The organism is Streptomyces sp. NPDC088354 (assembly GCF_044753585.1).
In the GTDB taxonomy this organism is placed as follows: Bacteria; Actinomycetota; Actinomycetes; order Streptomycetales; family Streptomycetaceae; genus Actinacidiphila.
Map to the genome: position 1 here is coordinate 68,618 of NZ_JBIVNJ010000024.1, position 14,659 is coordinate 83,276.

Annotated in this window: 14 protein-coding genes and 1 pseudogene; 7 read left to right on the top strand and 8 right to left on the bottom strand. The window is 73.8% G+C overall.

Features of this window, described 5'->3' with window-relative positions; all coding sequences use genetic code 11:
• Positions 1 to 39 precede the first annotated feature (39 nt).
• Positions 40 to 1,500, top strand: a pseudogene (locus tag ACIP98_RS28535) (phytoene desaturase family protein); the annotation flags it as partial.
• A gap of 354 nt (positions 1,501 to 1,854) precedes the next feature.
• On the opposite strand, the gene ACIP98_RS28540 reads toward ACIP98_RS28535, so the two are convergent.
• The 4 genes from ACIP98_RS28540 to ACIP98_RS28555 form a co-directional block, all read right to left on the bottom strand.
• On the bottom strand, positions 1,855 to 2,730 hold the full coding sequence (locus tag ACIP98_RS28540; RefSeq protein ID WP_401978629.1) for a geranyl diphosphate 2-C-methyltransferase: 876 nt from the start codon (positions 2,728 to 2,730) through the stop codon (positions 1,855 to 1,857).
• A gap of 82 nt (positions 2,731 to 2,812) precedes the next feature.
• The gene (locus ACIP98_RS28545; RefSeq protein ID WP_401978631.1) at positions 2,813 to 3,871 is read right to left on the bottom strand and encodes a family 2 encapsulin nanocompartment cargo protein terpene cyclase; all 1,059 of its coding nucleotides are present in this window, start codon (positions 3,869 to 3,871) and stop codon (positions 2,813 to 2,815) included.
• Positions 3,872 to 3,905: 34 nt separating this feature from the next.
• Positions 3,906 to 5,348 carry a family 2B encapsulin nanocompartment shell protein gene (locus tag ACIP98_RS28550; protein ID WP_401978632.1) on the bottom strand — a complete coding sequence of 481 codons (1,443 nt, stop codon included), beginning with the start codon at positions 5,346 to 5,348 and terminating at the stop codon, positions 3,906 to 3,908.
• A 277-nt stretch (positions 5,349 to 5,625) separates the two neighbouring features.
• Positions 5,626 to 6,885, bottom strand: a complete 1,260-nt coding sequence (locus ACIP98_RS28555; RefSeq protein WP_401978634.1) for an MFS transporter — start codon at positions 6,883 to 6,885, stop codon at positions 5,626 to 5,628.
• A 237-nt stretch (positions 6,886 to 7,122) separates the two neighbouring features.
• Between ACIP98_RS28555 and ACIP98_RS28560 the strand changes: the two genes are divergently transcribed.
• A complete protein-coding gene (locus ACIP98_RS28560) occupies positions 7,123 to 7,470 on the top strand; it encodes a DUF1330 domain-containing protein (protein ID WP_401978636.1) in 348 nt (115 codons plus the stop codon).
• Here ACIP98_RS28560 and ACIP98_RS28565 read toward each other — a convergent pair.
• Together ACIP98_RS28565 and ACIP98_RS28570 are read right to left on the bottom strand one after the other, a co-directional pair.
• Positions 7,467 to 8,108, bottom strand: a complete 642-nt coding sequence (locus ACIP98_RS28565) for an FMN-binding negative transcriptional regulator (RefSeq protein ID WP_401978638.1) — start codon at positions 8,106 to 8,108, stop codon at positions 7,467 to 7,469. The genes ACIP98_RS28560 and ACIP98_RS28565 overlap by 4 nt on opposite strands.
• 13 nt (positions 8,109 to 8,121) lie before the next feature.
• Complete coding sequence (locus tag ACIP98_RS28570) at positions 8,122 to 8,826, bottom strand: pyridoxamine 5'-phosphate oxidase family protein (RefSeq protein WP_401978639.1); 705 nt, start codon at positions 8,824 to 8,826, stop codon at positions 8,122 to 8,124.
• A gap of 26 nt (positions 8,827 to 8,852) precedes the next feature.
• On the opposite strand from ACIP98_RS28570, the gene ACIP98_RS28575 reads away from it, so the two are divergent.
• On the top strand, positions 8,853 to 10,193 hold the full coding sequence (locus ACIP98_RS28575; protein ID WP_401978641.1) for an aminotransferase class I/II-fold pyridoxal phosphate-dependent enzyme: 1,341 nt from the start codon (positions 8,853 to 8,855) through the stop codon (positions 10,191 to 10,193).
• 19 nt (positions 10,194 to 10,212) lie between these two features.
• On the opposite strand, the gene ACIP98_RS28580 is transcribed toward ACIP98_RS28575, so the two are convergent.
• Positions 10,213 to 11,172 carry a DMT family transporter gene (locus tag ACIP98_RS28580; protein ID WP_319663158.1) on the bottom strand — a complete coding sequence of 320 codons (960 nt, stop codon included), beginning with the start codon at positions 11,170 to 11,172 and terminating at the stop codon, positions 10,213 to 10,215.
• Between the two features lie 73 nt (positions 11,173 to 11,245).
• Between ACIP98_RS28580 and ACIP98_RS28585 the strand changes: the two genes are divergently transcribed.
• Positions 11,246 to 12,160 carry a LysR family transcriptional regulator gene (locus ACIP98_RS28585; RefSeq protein WP_319663160.1) on the top strand — a complete coding sequence of 305 codons (915 nt, stop codon included), beginning with the start codon at positions 11,246 to 11,248 and terminating at the stop codon, positions 12,158 to 12,160.
• A 102-nt stretch (positions 12,161 to 12,262) separates the two neighbouring features.
• A complete protein-coding gene (locus ACIP98_RS28590; RefSeq protein WP_401978643.1) occupies positions 12,263 to 12,859 on the top strand; it encodes an SMI1/KNR4 family protein in 597 nt (198 codons plus the stop codon).
• Between the two features lie 54 nt (positions 12,860 to 12,913).
• On the opposite strand, the gene ACIP98_RS28595 is transcribed toward ACIP98_RS28590, so the two are convergent.
• Positions 12,914 to 13,390, bottom strand: a complete 477-nt coding sequence (locus ACIP98_RS28595; protein WP_319663161.1) for a Rieske (2Fe-2S) protein — start codon at positions 13,388 to 13,390, stop codon at positions 12,914 to 12,916.
• A gap of 108 nt (positions 13,391 to 13,498) precedes the next feature.
• Between ACIP98_RS28595 and ACIP98_RS28600 the strand changes: the two genes are divergently transcribed.
• Both ACIP98_RS28600 and ACIP98_RS28605 read left to right on the top strand, forming a co-directional pair.
• Positions 13,499 to 13,801 carry a LysR family transcriptional regulator substrate-binding protein gene (locus ACIP98_RS28600; protein WP_319663162.1) on the top strand — a complete coding sequence of 101 codons (303 nt, stop codon included), beginning with the start codon at positions 13,499 to 13,501 and terminating at the stop codon, positions 13,799 to 13,801.
• Between the two features lie 38 nt (positions 13,802 to 13,839).
• Positions 13,840 to 14,658 carry a HipA family kinase gene (locus ACIP98_RS28605; protein WP_319663163.1) on the top strand — a complete coding sequence of 273 codons (819 nt, stop codon included), beginning with the start codon at positions 13,840 to 13,842 and terminating at the stop codon, positions 14,656 to 14,658.
• Position 14,659 lies beyond the last annotated feature (1 nt).

The following is a 14,659-nucleotide window of genomic DNA, read 5'->3' on the forward strand; positions in this document are numbered from 1 at the left end:
CGGCTGCCCCTGTTCGAGCGACGAACCCGAGGAGCACTGATGCCCCGCACGGTCGATGCCGTCGTCGTCGGTTCCGGTGTGAACGGCCTGGTCGCCGCTGCCGAACTGGCCAAGGACGGCTGGTCGGTGGCCCTTGTCGAACGGGGGGAGCGGCTGGGCGGGTTCCTCGCCACCGAGGAGCGGACCCTGCCCGGCTTCCTGCACGACACCTATGCGTCGTGGCAGCCGCTCTTCGTGTCGGGGGCGGCCTACGCCGCCCTCGGCGAGGACCTGCACCGGCACGGCCTGGAGTACCGCAACACCGACGGCCTCGTCACGGGCACCGTCGCCGACGACGGCCGCGTCGTCCTGGCCCACCGGGACGCCGGCGCCACGGCGGAGGTGTTCGCGCACGCCGAGGACAAGGCCGCCTACCTCGCCATGCTGCGGCGGTTCCTCGACAACGCCGAGGCCATCGGCGGCATGCTGGGTGGTGATCCCCGCTCGCCGGCGATGCTGAAGAACATCGTGAAGCTGCTGCGCCGGGAGCGGTTCACCGGCACCGAGGCCTGGCTGCGCGCCACGCTCACCAGCGGCCGCTCGTACTGCCGCAGCACGTTCCGCGGCGACGAGGCGGACCTCCTGTGGGTGCCGTGGCTGCTGCACGCCGGCCTGTCCCCGGACCATGCCGGCGGCGGCCTGCTCGTGCCCGTGCTGGCCGCGTCGCTGCACGGCTTCGGTGTGCCCGTCGTAGCGGGCGGTGCCGGCAATCTCGTCCGGGCCTTCGAGGCGCTGCTCGGCGACCTGGGCGTGGACGTCCGCACCCGGCAACCGGTGGAACGGCTGCTCGTCACCGGCGGCCGGGTCACCGGTGTGATCAGCGGCGGGGAGACCATCCACGCCCGCCGCGCCGTCCTCGCTTCGGTGACCCCGACGGCGCTGTACGGGGAACTGCTCCCGCAGGACGTCCCGCTGCCGCCCGCGGTCCGCGGCCAGGCGCGGCGTTTCCGGTACGGGCGCGCCGCGATGCAGGTCCACGTCGCGCTCTCCGCCCCGCCCGGCTGGCACGACGACCGCCTGGCGGGGGTGCCGCTGCTGCACCTGAGCGACGGGTCGGCGAGCACCGGGATCGCGTGCGCGGAGGCCGAGGCCGGCCTGCTGCCGCGCAGGCCCACGGTGGTCGTCGGCCAGCAGTACGTCCTGGACCCGTCACGGGTGCCGCGGGGAGCCGCGGCCCTGTGGATCCAGCTCCAGGAAGTGCCCTGGGCCCCGGCCGGCGACGCGGCCGGTGAACTGGACGTCACCGGCGGCTGGACGAAGGCGCTGACCGAGGGGTACGTGGACCGGGTGCTGGCCCGCGTGGCCCGGCACGCGCCCGATCTGCCCGGCAAAGTGCTCGCCTGGGACGCCGTCACCCCCGCCGACCTGGCCGCGTACAACCCCAACGCGGTGGCCGGCGACCCCTACGGGGGCTCGGCCGAGCTCGACCAGAGTCTGCTGTGGCGCCCGCTGCCCAGCGCGCCCCGGCACGCCACGCCGGTACCGGGGCTGTGGCACATCGGCTCCTCCACCCACCCCGGCCCCGGACTCGGCGGCGGCTCGGGGCACCTCGCGGCCCAGCAGCTCATCCGCGGCGGCGCGCGCCGCCGCGGCCGTGGGGGGGGCCCCCCCCCCCCGCGGGGGGGCCCCCCCCCCCCGGCCGCCCCCCCGGGGGCCGCCGGGGGCGCCGCGGCCCCCGGGCACGGACCGGGCGGGGGGGGGGGGGCGCCCCCCCCCCCCCCCCCCCCCCCCCCCCCCGCCCCCCCCCCCCCCGGGCGCGGGGGGGCCCCCCGGCGGCGGGGGGGGCCCCCCCACGGCCATCGTCCGGCCCTCGGGTCAGACGCGGTCGGCGACGATCATCAGGTACTGGAAGCTGCCGTTCTTGTAGGCCGTCACGAACGCCTCCTCGATCCCCGTGACCAAGTGGTCGGCCTCACTGCGCAGTTCCCAGTACGGGAGGGCGGCGGGGGTCAGGTCCTCGACGTGGACCGGGACCAGGCGGTGGCGTGCCATGGCCCGGAAGTACTCCGAGCGGGGGTGGATGTCGCAGATGTAGTGGGCGTTGATGAGGGACACCTCGCGGGACGCGCGCCCGTAGGTGTCGTTGTAGCAGCCGGTGATCACCACGTAGCGCCCTCCGCGGCGCAGCAGCCGGGCGTGCTCCGCGAACAGCAGGTCCAGTTCGACGTACATGGTGGACTCGTTGTTCCACGAGGCCGCGTAGCCGCCGGTGGTGAGGCCGGTGTCGAGCATGTTGCGGTGGTGGTACCGGACCTTGGCGTCGATGCCGCGCCGCCGGGCCTGGTCGTTGGCGAAGTCCGCCTGCTTGGCCGAGATGGTCACGCCGTCGGTGTGGCACCCGTACCGCTGGTGCGTGACGACGCTGCCGCCGCCCCGCCCGCACCCGGCGTCGAAGGCCCGGTCGTCCGGTGAGAGCGGTCCGAGGTGGGAGGCGAGGAGTTCCGCCTGGGCCTGTTCCAGCCGGTGCAGCTCGCGGGTGATGAGCGCGCGGCGCAGGTCCGGGTCCGTCTCGTCCAGTACCGACCTGTCCGCGTCGCCCACGCCGTAGTGGTGGTGGTACAGATCGTCGAGCTTGCCGAGCTCGAGATTGACCGGGTTCTCCTCGGCGTTCCAGTAGTCCGCTACGCGGTTCTGGTAGGTGGACTGCGTCGGAACCGGAACGGACGTGGGGCCGGCGTGCACAGTGGTCAACGGTGACTCCTTGCTCTGGGACATCCGATGGTCGGTCGGCTGCCGGTCGTCTGGCGGTCAGAGGCCGTGCAGCGGACCGGACTTACCAGTACTGCGGCAGGTGGTAGCGGTGGGTGTTGGTGGCGTGCCACTCGTGGTTGCCGGACACCCAGTCGGCCAGACCCCGGGCGTAGCGCTCGATCAGCGGCGAGGCGGCGGACACCACCGCGGACTCCGTCTCGAACGCCTCCATGATCTGGTTGTGGATCTCGACGCTCCTGAGGTACGCGGCCTTCAGGCCGCACTTCTCGTTGGCGGCGACCACTTGGGGCAGGTTGAGATGGTCGGGATCGCTGGCCAGCTCCTTGGTGAAGGAGTACAGGTCGTTGACGATCGTCGTGGCGTTGCAGGCCAGTGCCGTGATCCGCTGGATCTCGGGACGGGCGTAGAGCGCCTCGGGCAGTTCGTAGCCGTCGACGGCGTCGACGATCGACAGACAGGGGCGGAAGTTGTTGAACTGCCGCATCACCAGGTACTCCCAGACCTGCGGCATGTGCCGCGTCTGCGCCCAGGAGGCTTCGGCGAGGTAGCCCAGGTGCAGCCGGGCGACGTCGTGCACGAACCTGGTGGTCTGACTGGGGCTGGCCAGGGCGGCGTAGTCCTGGAGCGCGTGGTGGTAGGCGCGCAGCGGGTCCTCGGCCTCGACCGCCCTCCGCCACTGCGCCTCGTGCTCCGGCGTGCTGTGGAGGGGGTCGAGGGCGGACTGCGCCACGACCAGCCTGCCGCCCAGGTGGCGCCGGGAGGCGCCCCTGCCCTCGTCCTCCTCGCAGTAGCAGCTGTCGACGATGTTCTCGGCGAGCAGCAGCTTGCCGGCGACCGTGAGGCGTTCCAGGTCGGCCGCCGCGGGGTGCTGCAGGGTCACCGCACGGCCGCACTGGAACTGTGCGAAGTCCCCGGTCCATTCCGGAGGGAAGAGGTCCAGCGCGCGGGCCCAGGTCTCCACCCTCCGGTCGATCTCCGCGGCCTTCTCCGGGTCGGCGGGAACGGCCGGACGGTGTCTCAGCCCGGGAACGGCACCGTGGCGCCGGGCGCGCGTGGCCGGGGCGGGGTGGGGCGGGCCCGGCATGGTGAAACCGGCGGTGGTGTTCGCGGACGTGCTCATGGATGTGTGCTCCACCGGGGTCGGGTCGGTCGGGTCAGTCCGCGGTCCGGCCGAGCTGGACGTTCTCCAGGATCCCGGCGGCGTCGGGGACGAGGATGGCCATCGAGTAGTAGGCGGTGAGCAGGTACTTGGAGACCGCGGCCTCGTCGATGCCCATGAACCGCACGTTCAGGCCCGGCTGGTACTCCTCGGGGATGCCGGTCTGGTACAGCCCGACCACCCCCTGGTCGGCCTCCCCGGTGCGCAGCGCGATGATGCTGCTGGTCTGGTCGTCGGCGACGGGGATCTTGCCGCAGGGAAAGATCGGGACGCCGCGCCAGGCCGGGACGTCGTGGCCGTTCACACTCGCGGTGCCCGGCGTGAGGCCGCGTCTGTTGCACTGCCGGAAGAACGCGGTGATCGCCTTCGGATGGGCGAGGAACAGCCGCGTCTTGCGGCGCATCGACAGCAGTTCGTCCATGTCGTCGGGGGTCGGCGGCCCGGTGAAGGTGCTGATGCGCTGGCCGTGGTCGACGTTGCCGAGCAGTCCGAACTCCCGGTTGTTGACCAGCTCCCATTCCTGGCGCTCGCGGATCTCCTCCACCGTGAGCCGGATCTGCTGCCGGGTCTGGTCCATGGGGTCGTTGTAGAGGTCGGCGACCCGGGTGTGCACCCGCAGCACGCTCTGGGTGAGCGACAGTTCGTACTCGCGCGGCCTCAGTTCGTAGTCGACGAAGCCGCCGGGCAGCGCCGGCTCACCGGTGTGGCCGGCCCGCACCGGCACGTCCGCCTCGCCCCTGCGGTTCACCGGCAGCCGTTGGCGCTCCGCGAACGCCGTCAGATGGGCGGCGAGCGACGGTACGCGATCGGCGAACTCCCGGACCGCGGGCGCGGGCAGGACCAGCACCACCCCCGAGGTCTCGGCCCGCACCGAGTTCGGCCACAGCGGATCGGGCCGGGTGATCGCCTCGTCACCCAGCGGGGAGCCGTCCGTGACGACGCCGAGCGCCTCCTCCTGCCCGTACCGGCCGGCCGCGAAGCGGGTGAAGCGGCCGCGGACGACCAGGTACACCTCGGAGACGGGCTGGCCCGCCTCGACCAGGACCTGACCCGCCCCGACCTCCCGGGGCCGGAAGCGGCCCGCGAGCTCCCGGAGGACCTCGGTGTCCGCGTAGCCGCGCAGCGCGGGCACTTCGGTCAGCGTCCGGGGAATCACCCTGATGTCGTCCGCGCCGTTGTGCTCGAAGGCGACACGACCGCGCCCCGTGCGCAGTTGCAGTCGCCGGTTGACCCGGTACGCGCCGCCCTTGACGTCCACCCACGGGAGCATCCGCAGCAGCCACCGCGAGGAGATGGCCTGCATCTGGGGCTCGGACTTGGTGGTGTCCGCCAGTTGACGTGCGGCCCGGGTGCCGAGGCTGGTGGGCACGCGGTCCGCGGGCGGGTCGAGAACGGATCCGTCGGTGCCGGGACCGGCGGCGCTGTCGGGTGCGGGCACGAGGCCTCCAGAAGGTCAGCGGAGCGCGAGGGGCAGGCGGAACACCGGTGTCACCACTGACGCCGGGCGGCACCTGCGGCCACACCAGCCAACAGCACCCCATGGCCTACGAGAAGTGCGTGAAGGGGTCGCTTTCATGCGTAAAGGGTGCAAACCCCTTGATCGAGGATCATGGAGGAAGCGCGCACGCGAACGCGCGGGTCGAGTGATCCGATCCGCCGGTTTGACCTGGGAGAAGCCGCGCCGGGCGCCCCGCGGTCCCCGCGCCCCGCGGTGCCTAGGCCCCGGTCGGACCGGTCAGCGCGGCCGGGGCGCGCGCCGGCAGTCGCCGTACGGCCGGGACGCACAACAGCGCGAGGGAGGCGGGCACCGCGACGACGGTCATCGCGAACAAGGTGGGCCGGACGCCGAGGGACGCCGACACCGGCCCCGCCAGGGCCAGGCCGAGCGGCATGAGTCCCGACGACAGCAGGAAGTCGTACGAACTCACGCGGGACAGCATCGCCTCGGGCACGTGCGTCTGCAGCGCGGTCTCCCACAGGGTGAAGAAGACGGAGACGGCCACGCCGGTCACCGCCTCGAGCACCGCGATCACGGTGAGCGATCCGCCGGATCCGATGACGACGGCCTGGCAGGACGCCACGGCGAGTGCCGCCGCGCCTACGGCCATGGGGCGCGCGACCCTGAGCCGGTAGGCGCACACGTCCCCGACCACGGCACCGGCACCGAAGGCCGCGACCACGACCGACCAGCTCGCCACGCCGCCCCACTCGCGTGCGGCCAGGACAGGCCCCAGCACGAACACCGAGGGCAGCACGACGACGTGGTAGACCCCGATGGCCGCCATCCCGGACCACACCCACGCGTTGCCGCGCACGTGCGACCAGCCGGCCCGCAGTTCCCCGAGGAAGGTCCCGCCGGCCGTGGTACGCGCCGCCGCGGGGGCCCCCGCGCGAGGTCGCAGCCTGGCCAGGAAGGCGGCGCTGACCGCGAAGGTCAGGGCGTCCACGGCCAGGGCGCCACCTGGCCCGGCCAGGGCGATCAGGCCACCGGCCAGGGCCGGCCCGAGCACGAGCCCCGACGACTGGACGAAGCCGCGCAGGGCGTTCGCCTCCCGCAACCGGTCGGCCCCGACCACCAGGGGCAGCAGCCCGGTCGAGGCCGGCATGAAGAACGCGTCCGCCGTGCCGAACACGATCATCAGCAGCACGAGATGGGACACCTCGGCGATCCCGGCGAGCAGGAGCGCGGCGATGAGCCCCTGTACGGCGCACCGCACGACGTCGGAGACCAGCATGATGCGGTGCCGCCGGAAGCGGTCCGCCCACACCCCTCCCACCAGCGTGAACAGCAGCATGGGCAGCAGACCCGCGGCGGTCACCAGCCCGATGTCGGAGGCGGAACCGCCCACTGAGAGCACCGCGAAGGGCACGGCCACGAACGACACACGGTCGCCCAGCACCGACAGGGACTGCCCCACGAACAGGCGGGCGAACTGCCGCTCGTCACGCAGCACGGCAGGGACCAGGGATTTCACGCGGAGACCGATCAGGAACGGGAGGGACACGAGGGGGAAACCCCGATGATAAGGAGGCGGGCCGTCCGGGTCGCCTGATTTTGCCGGGCCCTCCCGCTCTCCCGCTCTCCCGTCCTCCCGCCCTGGCTCCGGCCTTACCTCCGCGGTAATCGACGCCCGGGCGGCCGGCGCCGAGGATCGAGGGGCGGCAGCGCGCCGCGCCGATGACGGAGCACCGCACCGACCCTGGGAGTCGCCATGACCGCCTACGCCGTGGGCCACCTTCGTCCGGGACAGGCCGACGAGGAGGTCCTCACCTACATCGAGCGCATTCAGGCCACCCTCGATCCGTTCGGCGGGCGCTTCATCGTGCACGGCGCCGTCGTGGAGGTACTGGAGGGCCCGTGGCCGGGGACGGTCGTGGTGATCGAGTTCCCGGGCATGACCGAGGCCCGCGCGTGGTATGACTCCCCGGCGTACCAGGACATCCTGCCGCTGCGGACCCGCCACATCCCCGGGGAGGTGATCCTGGTCGAGGGGGTGGGCCCGGGGTACGACGCGGCGCGGACCGCCGCACGGATGCGGTCGGATGCGGCGTCCCGCTAGTCCTCGGTCGCCGCCAGGCGGCGCAGCTGCTGGGCACGGGCGGCGGCGTCGCCCGGTCCGCCGCGGGCGGCCAGGCGGTTGCTCACGTCCTGTCGCACGGCGCGCGGTTTGTTGCCGCCGAACTTGAACTTCGCCCGCACGTCGACGACTTCGAGCCGCAGACCGCGGATGCCCGGCAGCATCCGGCCGTAGGGCGCCGCACCGGGGGCGACGTGGGCGTGGTCGCCGAGCGGCTGGAAGTGGGCGAGCTGCAGGTGCAGGAGGTCCGCCTTCTCCTGGGGGTCGTCGACGATGTGGGCCCGGCAGATCAGCTGGACGGCGGCATAGTAGCTGGTGGGGGTGCCGTGCTCGGGCGGGGCGTCGTCGGGGGCGTGCCAGGGGGCCGGGATGTAGGTGTAGTCGTCGACGACGCTGAGGGTCGCCTCCGGGCGCGCCTCCAGGGCGGGCCACAGCGGGTTGGGGCGGGCGAGGTGGGTGACGGCCTCGCGCCGCCCCGCGTCGTACGCGAAGTGCAGCGGCTGCACGAAGGGCGGTCCGCCGGGGAGGCCGTTGACGGCGAGCTGCCCGAAGTCGTGGTCGGCGAGCCAGTCCTGCCACTCGGTGTCGTCGCGGGCGGCGTCCCAGGGGTGTATCAGCATGTCGGACCTCCGTTCACTGAGGGGCGAGGTAGTCGGGCAGGGCGATCGACGGGTCGAGGTCGTCGGCGGGGAGGGGCGTGCCGTAGCCGCGGGTGACGGGCAGGACACCGGTCCAGTGGGGGAGGGACAGGTCCTCGGGGTCGTCGGAGGGGCCGCCCGTGCGGATCTTCGCGGAGACCTCGTCCAGGTCGAGCGCGATCACGGCCGTGGCGGCCAGCTCCCTGGCGTTCGCCGGGCGGCAGTCGGCGGCCCGGCCCGGCAGGACGTGGTCCACCACGGCGTCCAGGGCGGCCGCGCGCTCCGCGGGGTCGGTGACCTGGCGGGCGGTGCCGTGCACCACCACGGAGCGGTAGTTGACCGAGTGGTGGAAGGCGGACCGGGCCAGGACGAGCCCGTCCACGTGCGTCACGGTCAGGCACACCGCGAGCCCGGGGTCCTCGCCGGCGCCGCGCAGCGGCGGCGAACCGGTGGAGCCGTGCACGTACAGCCGCTCGCCCGCGCGCGCGTACAGCGTGGGCAGGACGACCGGCGCGCCGTCCCGGACGAAACCCAGGTGGCAGAGGTAGCCGGCGTCGAGGATCGCGTGCACGACGGCGCGGTCGTACGAGGCCCTCTCACGGCTGCGGGTCGGGACGGTCCGGTGGGTGGCGACGTACGGGGCGGCACCCGGAGAGGCGGCCTCGGGCGAGGGGGCGGAGGACGGCGGCGGGGCGGGCATGGCGCAATCCTTTGCACTAGTACATAATGTTTTTTGTGCTAGGAGAGTACATGTTCACCGGACAGGGCGCAGCCGAGATCGCGGCCGACGTCGAACGGGCCGTCGGGCGGGGAGCGCTGGCCCCCGGGGCGGCCCTGCCGCCGCTGCGGGAGCTCGCCGCCCGGCTCGGGGTCAACCCCAACACCGTCGCCGCCGCCTACCGCCTGCTGCGCGATCGCGGCGTCATCGAGACCGCCGGCCGGCGCGGCAGCCGGGTCCGGCCCCGTCCGGCGACCACGGCGCGCGACGAGATCCGCCCGGCCGTGCCGGCCGGCGCGCGGGACCTGTCCACCGGCAACCCCGACCTCGCCCTGCTGCCCCCGCTCGGTGCGGCGCTCGCCGCTGCCGCCGCCCGCCACGCCGAACGGCCGACGCTGTACGGCGCCCCGCCCGTGGACGAGGAACTGGAGGCGCTGGCCCGCGCCGCCTTCGACGCCGACGGGGTGCCCGACGGCCCGGTCGCGGTGACCTCCGGGTCGCTCGACGCGATCGAGCGCGCGCTCACGGGGCACCTGCGGTCCGGCGACACGGTCGCGGTGGAGGACCCGGGCTGGGGCAGCGTCTTCGACCTCGTCCCGGCCCTCGGGATGCGCGCGGTGCCGGTCGCCGTCGACGACGACGGCCCGCGGCCGGAGGACGTGGACCGCGCGCTGCGCCAGGGCGCGCGGGCCCTGATCGTCACCGACCGCGGACAGAACCCCACCGGCGCGACGATCTCCGCCCGACGGGCGCGAGAGCTGCGGACCGTCCTGGCGGCGCACCCCGAGGTGCTGGTGGTCGACGACGACCACGTCCACGGCCTGACCGGGCTCCCGCTGCACCCGCTGGCCGGCAGCACCCGGCACTGGATGCTGGTCCGTTCCACCGCCAAGGCCTACGGGCCCGACCTGCGGCTCGCCGTGCTCACCGGGGACCCGGTCACCGTGGACCGGGTCCGTGGCCGGCTGCGGCTGGGACCCGGCTGGGTCAGCCATCTGCTCCAGCACACCGTCGCCCACCTCTGGCGCACCGGCGCGGTCGACGTCCCCGCCGTCTCGGCCGCCTACGCGGCGCGGCGCGACGCACTGGTCGGCCTGCTCGCCGACCGCGGGGTGGCCGCGCACGGCCGCAGCGGGATGAACGTCTGGGTGCCGGTGCCCGACGAGACCGGCGCGGTCACCCGCCTGCTCGACGCGGGCTGGGCGGTCGCACCCGGCGCCCGCTTCCGCCTCGCCTCCCCGCCCGGGATCCGGATCACGGTGTCACCGGTCGCGGTCGCGGAGGTGCCCGCGCTGGCCGACGCCGTGGCCGGCGCGGTGCGCCCGCACCGGCTCGGCCGCTACGGCTGACCGCGCCCCGGCCCGGCGGTCAGTCCTTCGGGCGGCGCTGGGTGAGCGCCGCCCCGGCGAGCACGACGGCCGCGCCGACCGGCTCGTTCCAGCTCAGCCGCTCGTCGAGCAGGGCGACGCCGGCCGCGGTGGCGATGACCGGGATCAGGTACGTGACCATCGTCGCGATCGTCGGGCCCTTCTCCGCGACGATCCGGTACTGCAGCAGGAACGCGATGCCCGTGCCCAGCGCACCGAGCGCGACGACCGACAGCGTCGGCCACAGCGGCCAGCCGTCCGGTGTGGAGGTGAACAGCGGTGTCAGCACGGCCAGTTGGACGGTGCCGAGCAGCAGCTGCGAGAAGGACATGGACAGCGCCGAGTTGCCGCTGCCGCTGAGGGTCCGGCGAACGTAGATCCAGCCGACCGCGTAGCTCGCCGACGCGCCGAGCGCCATCGCGGTGCCCGACGGGTCCGTCCCCGAGAAGCCCTGCCACGCGCCGAGCACGGTCAGTACGCCGACGAAGCCGATGCCGACGCCCGCGACGCGCTGCCGGGTGGGCTTGTCGTCGGACAGGGCCACCACCGACAGCAGCATGCTCCACAGCGGGGTGGTGGCGTTGCAGATGCCGGCCAGAGTGGAGGGGATGGTCAGCTCCGCATACGCGAACAGCGAGAACGGCAGTGTGTTGAGGAGCAGCGCGGCGACGGCCATGTGGCCCCAGGCGCGCGCCCCGCGCGGCAGTCGCTGCCGCCGGACCGCGAAGGCGACGGCCAGCACGACCGTGCCGAAGACCATCCGGCCCAGCGCGACCTGCAACGGAGCGTAGGCCTCCGTGCCGACCTTGATGAACAGGAAGCTGAAGCCCCAGATGAGGGCCAGGACCGCCCAGCTGACCCGCCAGTCGAGCGCGGGGCGGCGAGCCGGGGCGGCCGGGGTGGGGGAGGGGGTGCCGGCGGCGGTGAGGCCGGCGTCGGCCGGGCGGGCGGTTGCGCTCATGGCCACACCATGACGGAAGCAACCTCTTAGCACAAGGGAGATTCGCTCCGAGGAATCCCGTAGCATCGCTTACATGTTGAACCTGGAGCGGCTGCGCATCCTGCACGCGATCTCCGCCTACGGCTCGGTGAGCGCGGCGGCCGACGTCCTGCACGTCACGACCTCGGCGGTCTCGCAGCAGATGACCAAACTGGAGCGGGAGACCGGGCAGGCCCTCCTGGTCAAGAACGGCCGCGGGGTGCGGCTCACCGACGCCGGCCGGCTGCTGTCCGGGCACGCCGACCGCATCCTGTCCCTGGTGGAACGCGCCCACTCCGACCTCGAGGCGCACCGCGGGGCGCCGGTCGGCGAGCTGCGCATGGGCGCCTTCCCGACGGCCGTCCGCGGCCTCTTCCCGCAGGCGCTGATGTCGCTGCGGACCGACTTTCCGGCGCTGCGGACCATGGTCCAGGAGATGGAGCCGGAGCCCGCGCTGGGCCGCCTGGTGCGCGGCGACATCGACCTCGCGGTCGTCCTCGACTGGTACAACAAGCCGCTGTCGCTGCCCGGGGGGCTGGCGAAGGAACCGCTGCTCGACGACATCGCCGACGTCGTCGTCCCGGTCGGGCACCCGCTCGCCGGGCACACGGAGGTGGACCTCGCCGAGTTCGCGGACGACGACTGGATCGCCTGGCCCGACGGCGGCTTCTGCCACGAGTGGCTGCTGTTCACCCTGCGCGGCAAGGGCGTCGAGCCGCGCATCGCCCACCACGCCGAGGAGCACCCCACCGTGCTCGCCCTCGTCGCGGCCGGCCTCGGCGTCGCCGTCGTCCCCCGCCTCGGCCGCGGCCTCCTGCCGGCCGGCGTACGGGCCGTGCCGGTCCGGCACACCATGCGCCGCCACATCTACGCCGTCTGGCGCGCCGACGCCGACCGCCGCCCGGCGATCCGCGCCGCCGTCGAGGCCCTGCGTCACGCGGGCGCGGGGGTGGCGGCGGCCGACGCCTGAGGCCGCCGGACGCGCCGTGGCCTGCGCGGCCCCCGGTCGAAGCCCGCCCGTCTGTCGGTGGCCGGTGCGATCATTTCCCGAGCCGAGGAGGGGGTGGGTGCGATGCGGCCGGTGGACGCGGCGTGGAGCCGTGTGGAGCAGTGGCTGGAGACGAGGGCGCCCTTGGTCCGGGACGCGTTGCGCCCCGCCGCGACGCAGGCGGAGATCGACGGGGCGAGCGCGCGCTTGGGGGCGGAACTCCCCGATGACCTGGCATCTCTGCTGCGACTGCACGACGGGGCGGAGGACACCGACGCCGGGCGGTTCCTGAGCGGGATGCGACTGCTGCCGCTTCGGGAGATCGAGTCGGCGCATCGCGGTATGTGCTCCATGCTCACCGGCGACGACCTCGTGGGCATCTGGTGGCACGCGCAGTGGATCCCCTTCGCCGCCAACCACGACGGGTGGAGCAGGCTCTACCTCGATGTCCGGCCGGGGCCGGGCTCCGGTGCCGTGGGTTCCTTCTTCATGGAATCCGGAGGCGAGCGCAGGTGGCCGTCCCTGACCGTCTACCTGGAGCAGGTCGCGGCCTCGCTGGAGGACGGTGCGCCGCTGAACCATCGCACGCCCCGGGTGGCCGGGGACGGGCTCGTCGTCTGGGACTGGCAAGCGCCGCCCCCGCGACCGCAGTTGACCAGGCGGCGCCGGCCCGGCGGGTGAACGGGCGACGCGGGTGTGCCGGATGTCGTCCGGCACACCCGCACGCGGTGCGGATCAGGCCAGGGTGATCGAGTCGCCCTGGACGGTGACGTCGGCGGCGGGGAGGGGCTGGGTCGCCGGGCCGGCGGCCACGCTGCCGTCGGCGACGTTGAACTTGCTGCCGTGGCAGGGGCAGTTGATCGTGCCGTTGGCCACGTCCTTGACGGCGCAGCCCTGGTGGGTGCAGATCGCCGAGAAGGCCTTGAACTGGCCTGCCGTCGGCTGGCACACGACCACCTTCTTGTCCGCGAAGACCGTGCCGCCGCCGACGGGGATGTCGGACGTCTTCGCGAGCGCCTGAGCCGCCCCGTTCCCGTCCTCCTGCCCGCCGGTGGCGGCGCCGCTCTGCGGGGGCGCGGCAGGGCTGTACGCGCCGGCGGAGTCGTTCGAGTCGCCGCAGGCGGCCAGCGCGGCCGCCAGGCCCGCCGCACCCACTCCGGCGACCACGGCGCGGCGGGTGGGAGTTCCTGCGATGCCAGTCGTCTCGGCCATGCCTCACACTTCCTGTTGCCTCGTCCGTTCCGGGCCGGCGTCGTGGCCGCCCGGCGGCGTGAGATCACGCTCTGCACAGGCATACGGACGGGTTCCGAAGGTTGTTCAATGCACGACGAAATTATTCTTCCGCGGCTTTGCCGCCCCCGTGGCGGCACCGAGGTGGGGGAATGGCCCATGCTGCTCGATCTGGTGGCGGCGGGGGTCGGGGTGGCGCTCGTGCCCGAAGGGCTGGACTTCTCCCTGCACGCGCGCCCCGCCGGCGCCCTGCGGCTGGTCCCTCTCGCGGGTGTCGGCCTGGGACGCCGCGTCGACCTGCTGCTGCCCAAGGGGCACGCGGCGAGCCCCGCCGCCCGCCGCTTCGCCGAACTCGTCCGGCAGGACCGCGCCACCGCCGCGGAGGGGGAGTGACGTCCGGCCGGGTCCGCGCGGCCTCTTAGGATGCGCACATGGAGGAAGTGACCGGAATCCGGTACGTGACGCCCTTGCGCGAGGGCGGATCGGTGCCAGGAGTCGTCGAGGCCGACGACCTCGGCACCTACGTCGTGAAGTTCGTCGGCGCCGCGCAGGGCCGCAAGGCGCTGGTCGCCGAGGTGATCGCCGGGGAGCTGGCCCGGCGCCTCGGGCTGCGGGTGCCGGTGCTGGTGCGGTTCCAGTTCGACCCGGTGATCGGGCTCGGCGAGCCGGACCAGGAGATCCAGGACCTGCTGAAGGCGAGCGGCGGCCTCAACCTCGGCATGGACTTCCTGCCCGGCGCGCTCGGCTTCGACCCGCTGGTCTTCGACGTGGAGTCGGCGGAGGCGGGCCGCGTGGTCTGGTTCGACGCGCTCATCGGCAACGTCGACCGCTCGTGGCGCAACCCGAACATGCTGGTCTGGCACAAGGACCTCTGGCTGATCGACCACGGGGCCTCGCTGATCTTCCACCACAACTGGAAGGGCGCGGACCAGGCCGCCGACAAGCCCTACGACGCCGCCGACCACGCCCTCGCCCGGTTCGCCCCCGACATCGAGGCCGCCGCGCGCGATCTCGCCCCGCGGGTGGACGAGACGCTGCTGCGCGAGGTCACCGCGCAGATCCCCGACGAGTGGCTGGCGGACGAGCCCGGTTTCGACGGCCCCGACGACGTGCGGCGCGGGTACGAGCGGGTGCTGCTGGCCCGCGCCGGGACGGTGGCGGAGCGGATCACCCTCGCGCCGAAGGAGAAGGAGAAGCAGCCGCCACCGGAGTGGCTGCGCACCTGGGTCGAGGGGAAGGCCGCGAAGTGAG

Excerpts from the sequence above, each read along its gene's own strand:
- ACIP98_RS28545 (WP_401978631.1), bottom strand. The coding sequence starts at position 3,871 with ATGAGCACGTCCGCGAACACCACCGCCGGTTTCACCATGCCGGGCCCG.
- ACIP98_RS28560 (WP_401978636.1), top strand. The coding sequence starts at position 7,123 with ATGACCGCCTACGCCGTGGGCCACCTTCGTCCGGGACAGGCCGACGAG.
- ACIP98_RS28565 (WP_401978638.1), bottom strand. The coding sequence starts at position 8,108 with ATGCTGATACACCCCTGGGACGCCGCCCGCGACGACACCGAGTGGCAG.
- ACIP98_RS28570 (WP_401978639.1), bottom strand. The coding sequence starts at position 8,826 with ATGCCCGCCCCGCCGCCGTCCTCCGCCCCCTCGCCCGAGGCCGCCTCT.
- ACIP98_RS28575 (WP_401978641.1), top strand. The coding sequence starts at position 8,853 with ATGTTTTTTGTGCTAGGAGAGTACATGTTCACCGGACAGGGCGCAGCC.
- ACIP98_RS28580 (WP_319663158.1), bottom strand. The coding sequence starts at position 11,172 with ATGAGCGCAACCGCCCGCCCGGCCGACGCCGGCCTCACCGCCGCCGGC.
- ACIP98_RS28585 (WP_319663160.1), top strand. The coding sequence starts at position 11,246 with ATGTTGAACCTGGAGCGGCTGCGCATCCTGCACGCGATCTCCGCCTAC.
- ACIP98_RS28590 (WP_401978643.1), top strand. The coding sequence starts at position 12,263 with ATGCGGCCGGTGGACGCGGCGTGGAGCCGTGTGGAGCAGTGGCTGGAG.
- ACIP98_RS28595 (WP_319663161.1), bottom strand. The coding sequence starts at position 13,390 with ATGGCCGAGACGACTGGCATCGCAGGAACTCCCACCCGCCGCGCCGTG.
- ACIP98_RS28600 (WP_319663162.1), top strand. The coding sequence starts at position 13,499 with ATGCACGACGAAATTATTCTTCCGCGGCTTTGCCGCCCCCGTGGCGGC.
- ACIP98_RS28605 (WP_319663163.1), top strand. The coding sequence starts at position 13,840 with ATGGAGGAAGTGACCGGAATCCGGTACGTGACGCCCTTGCGCGAGGGC.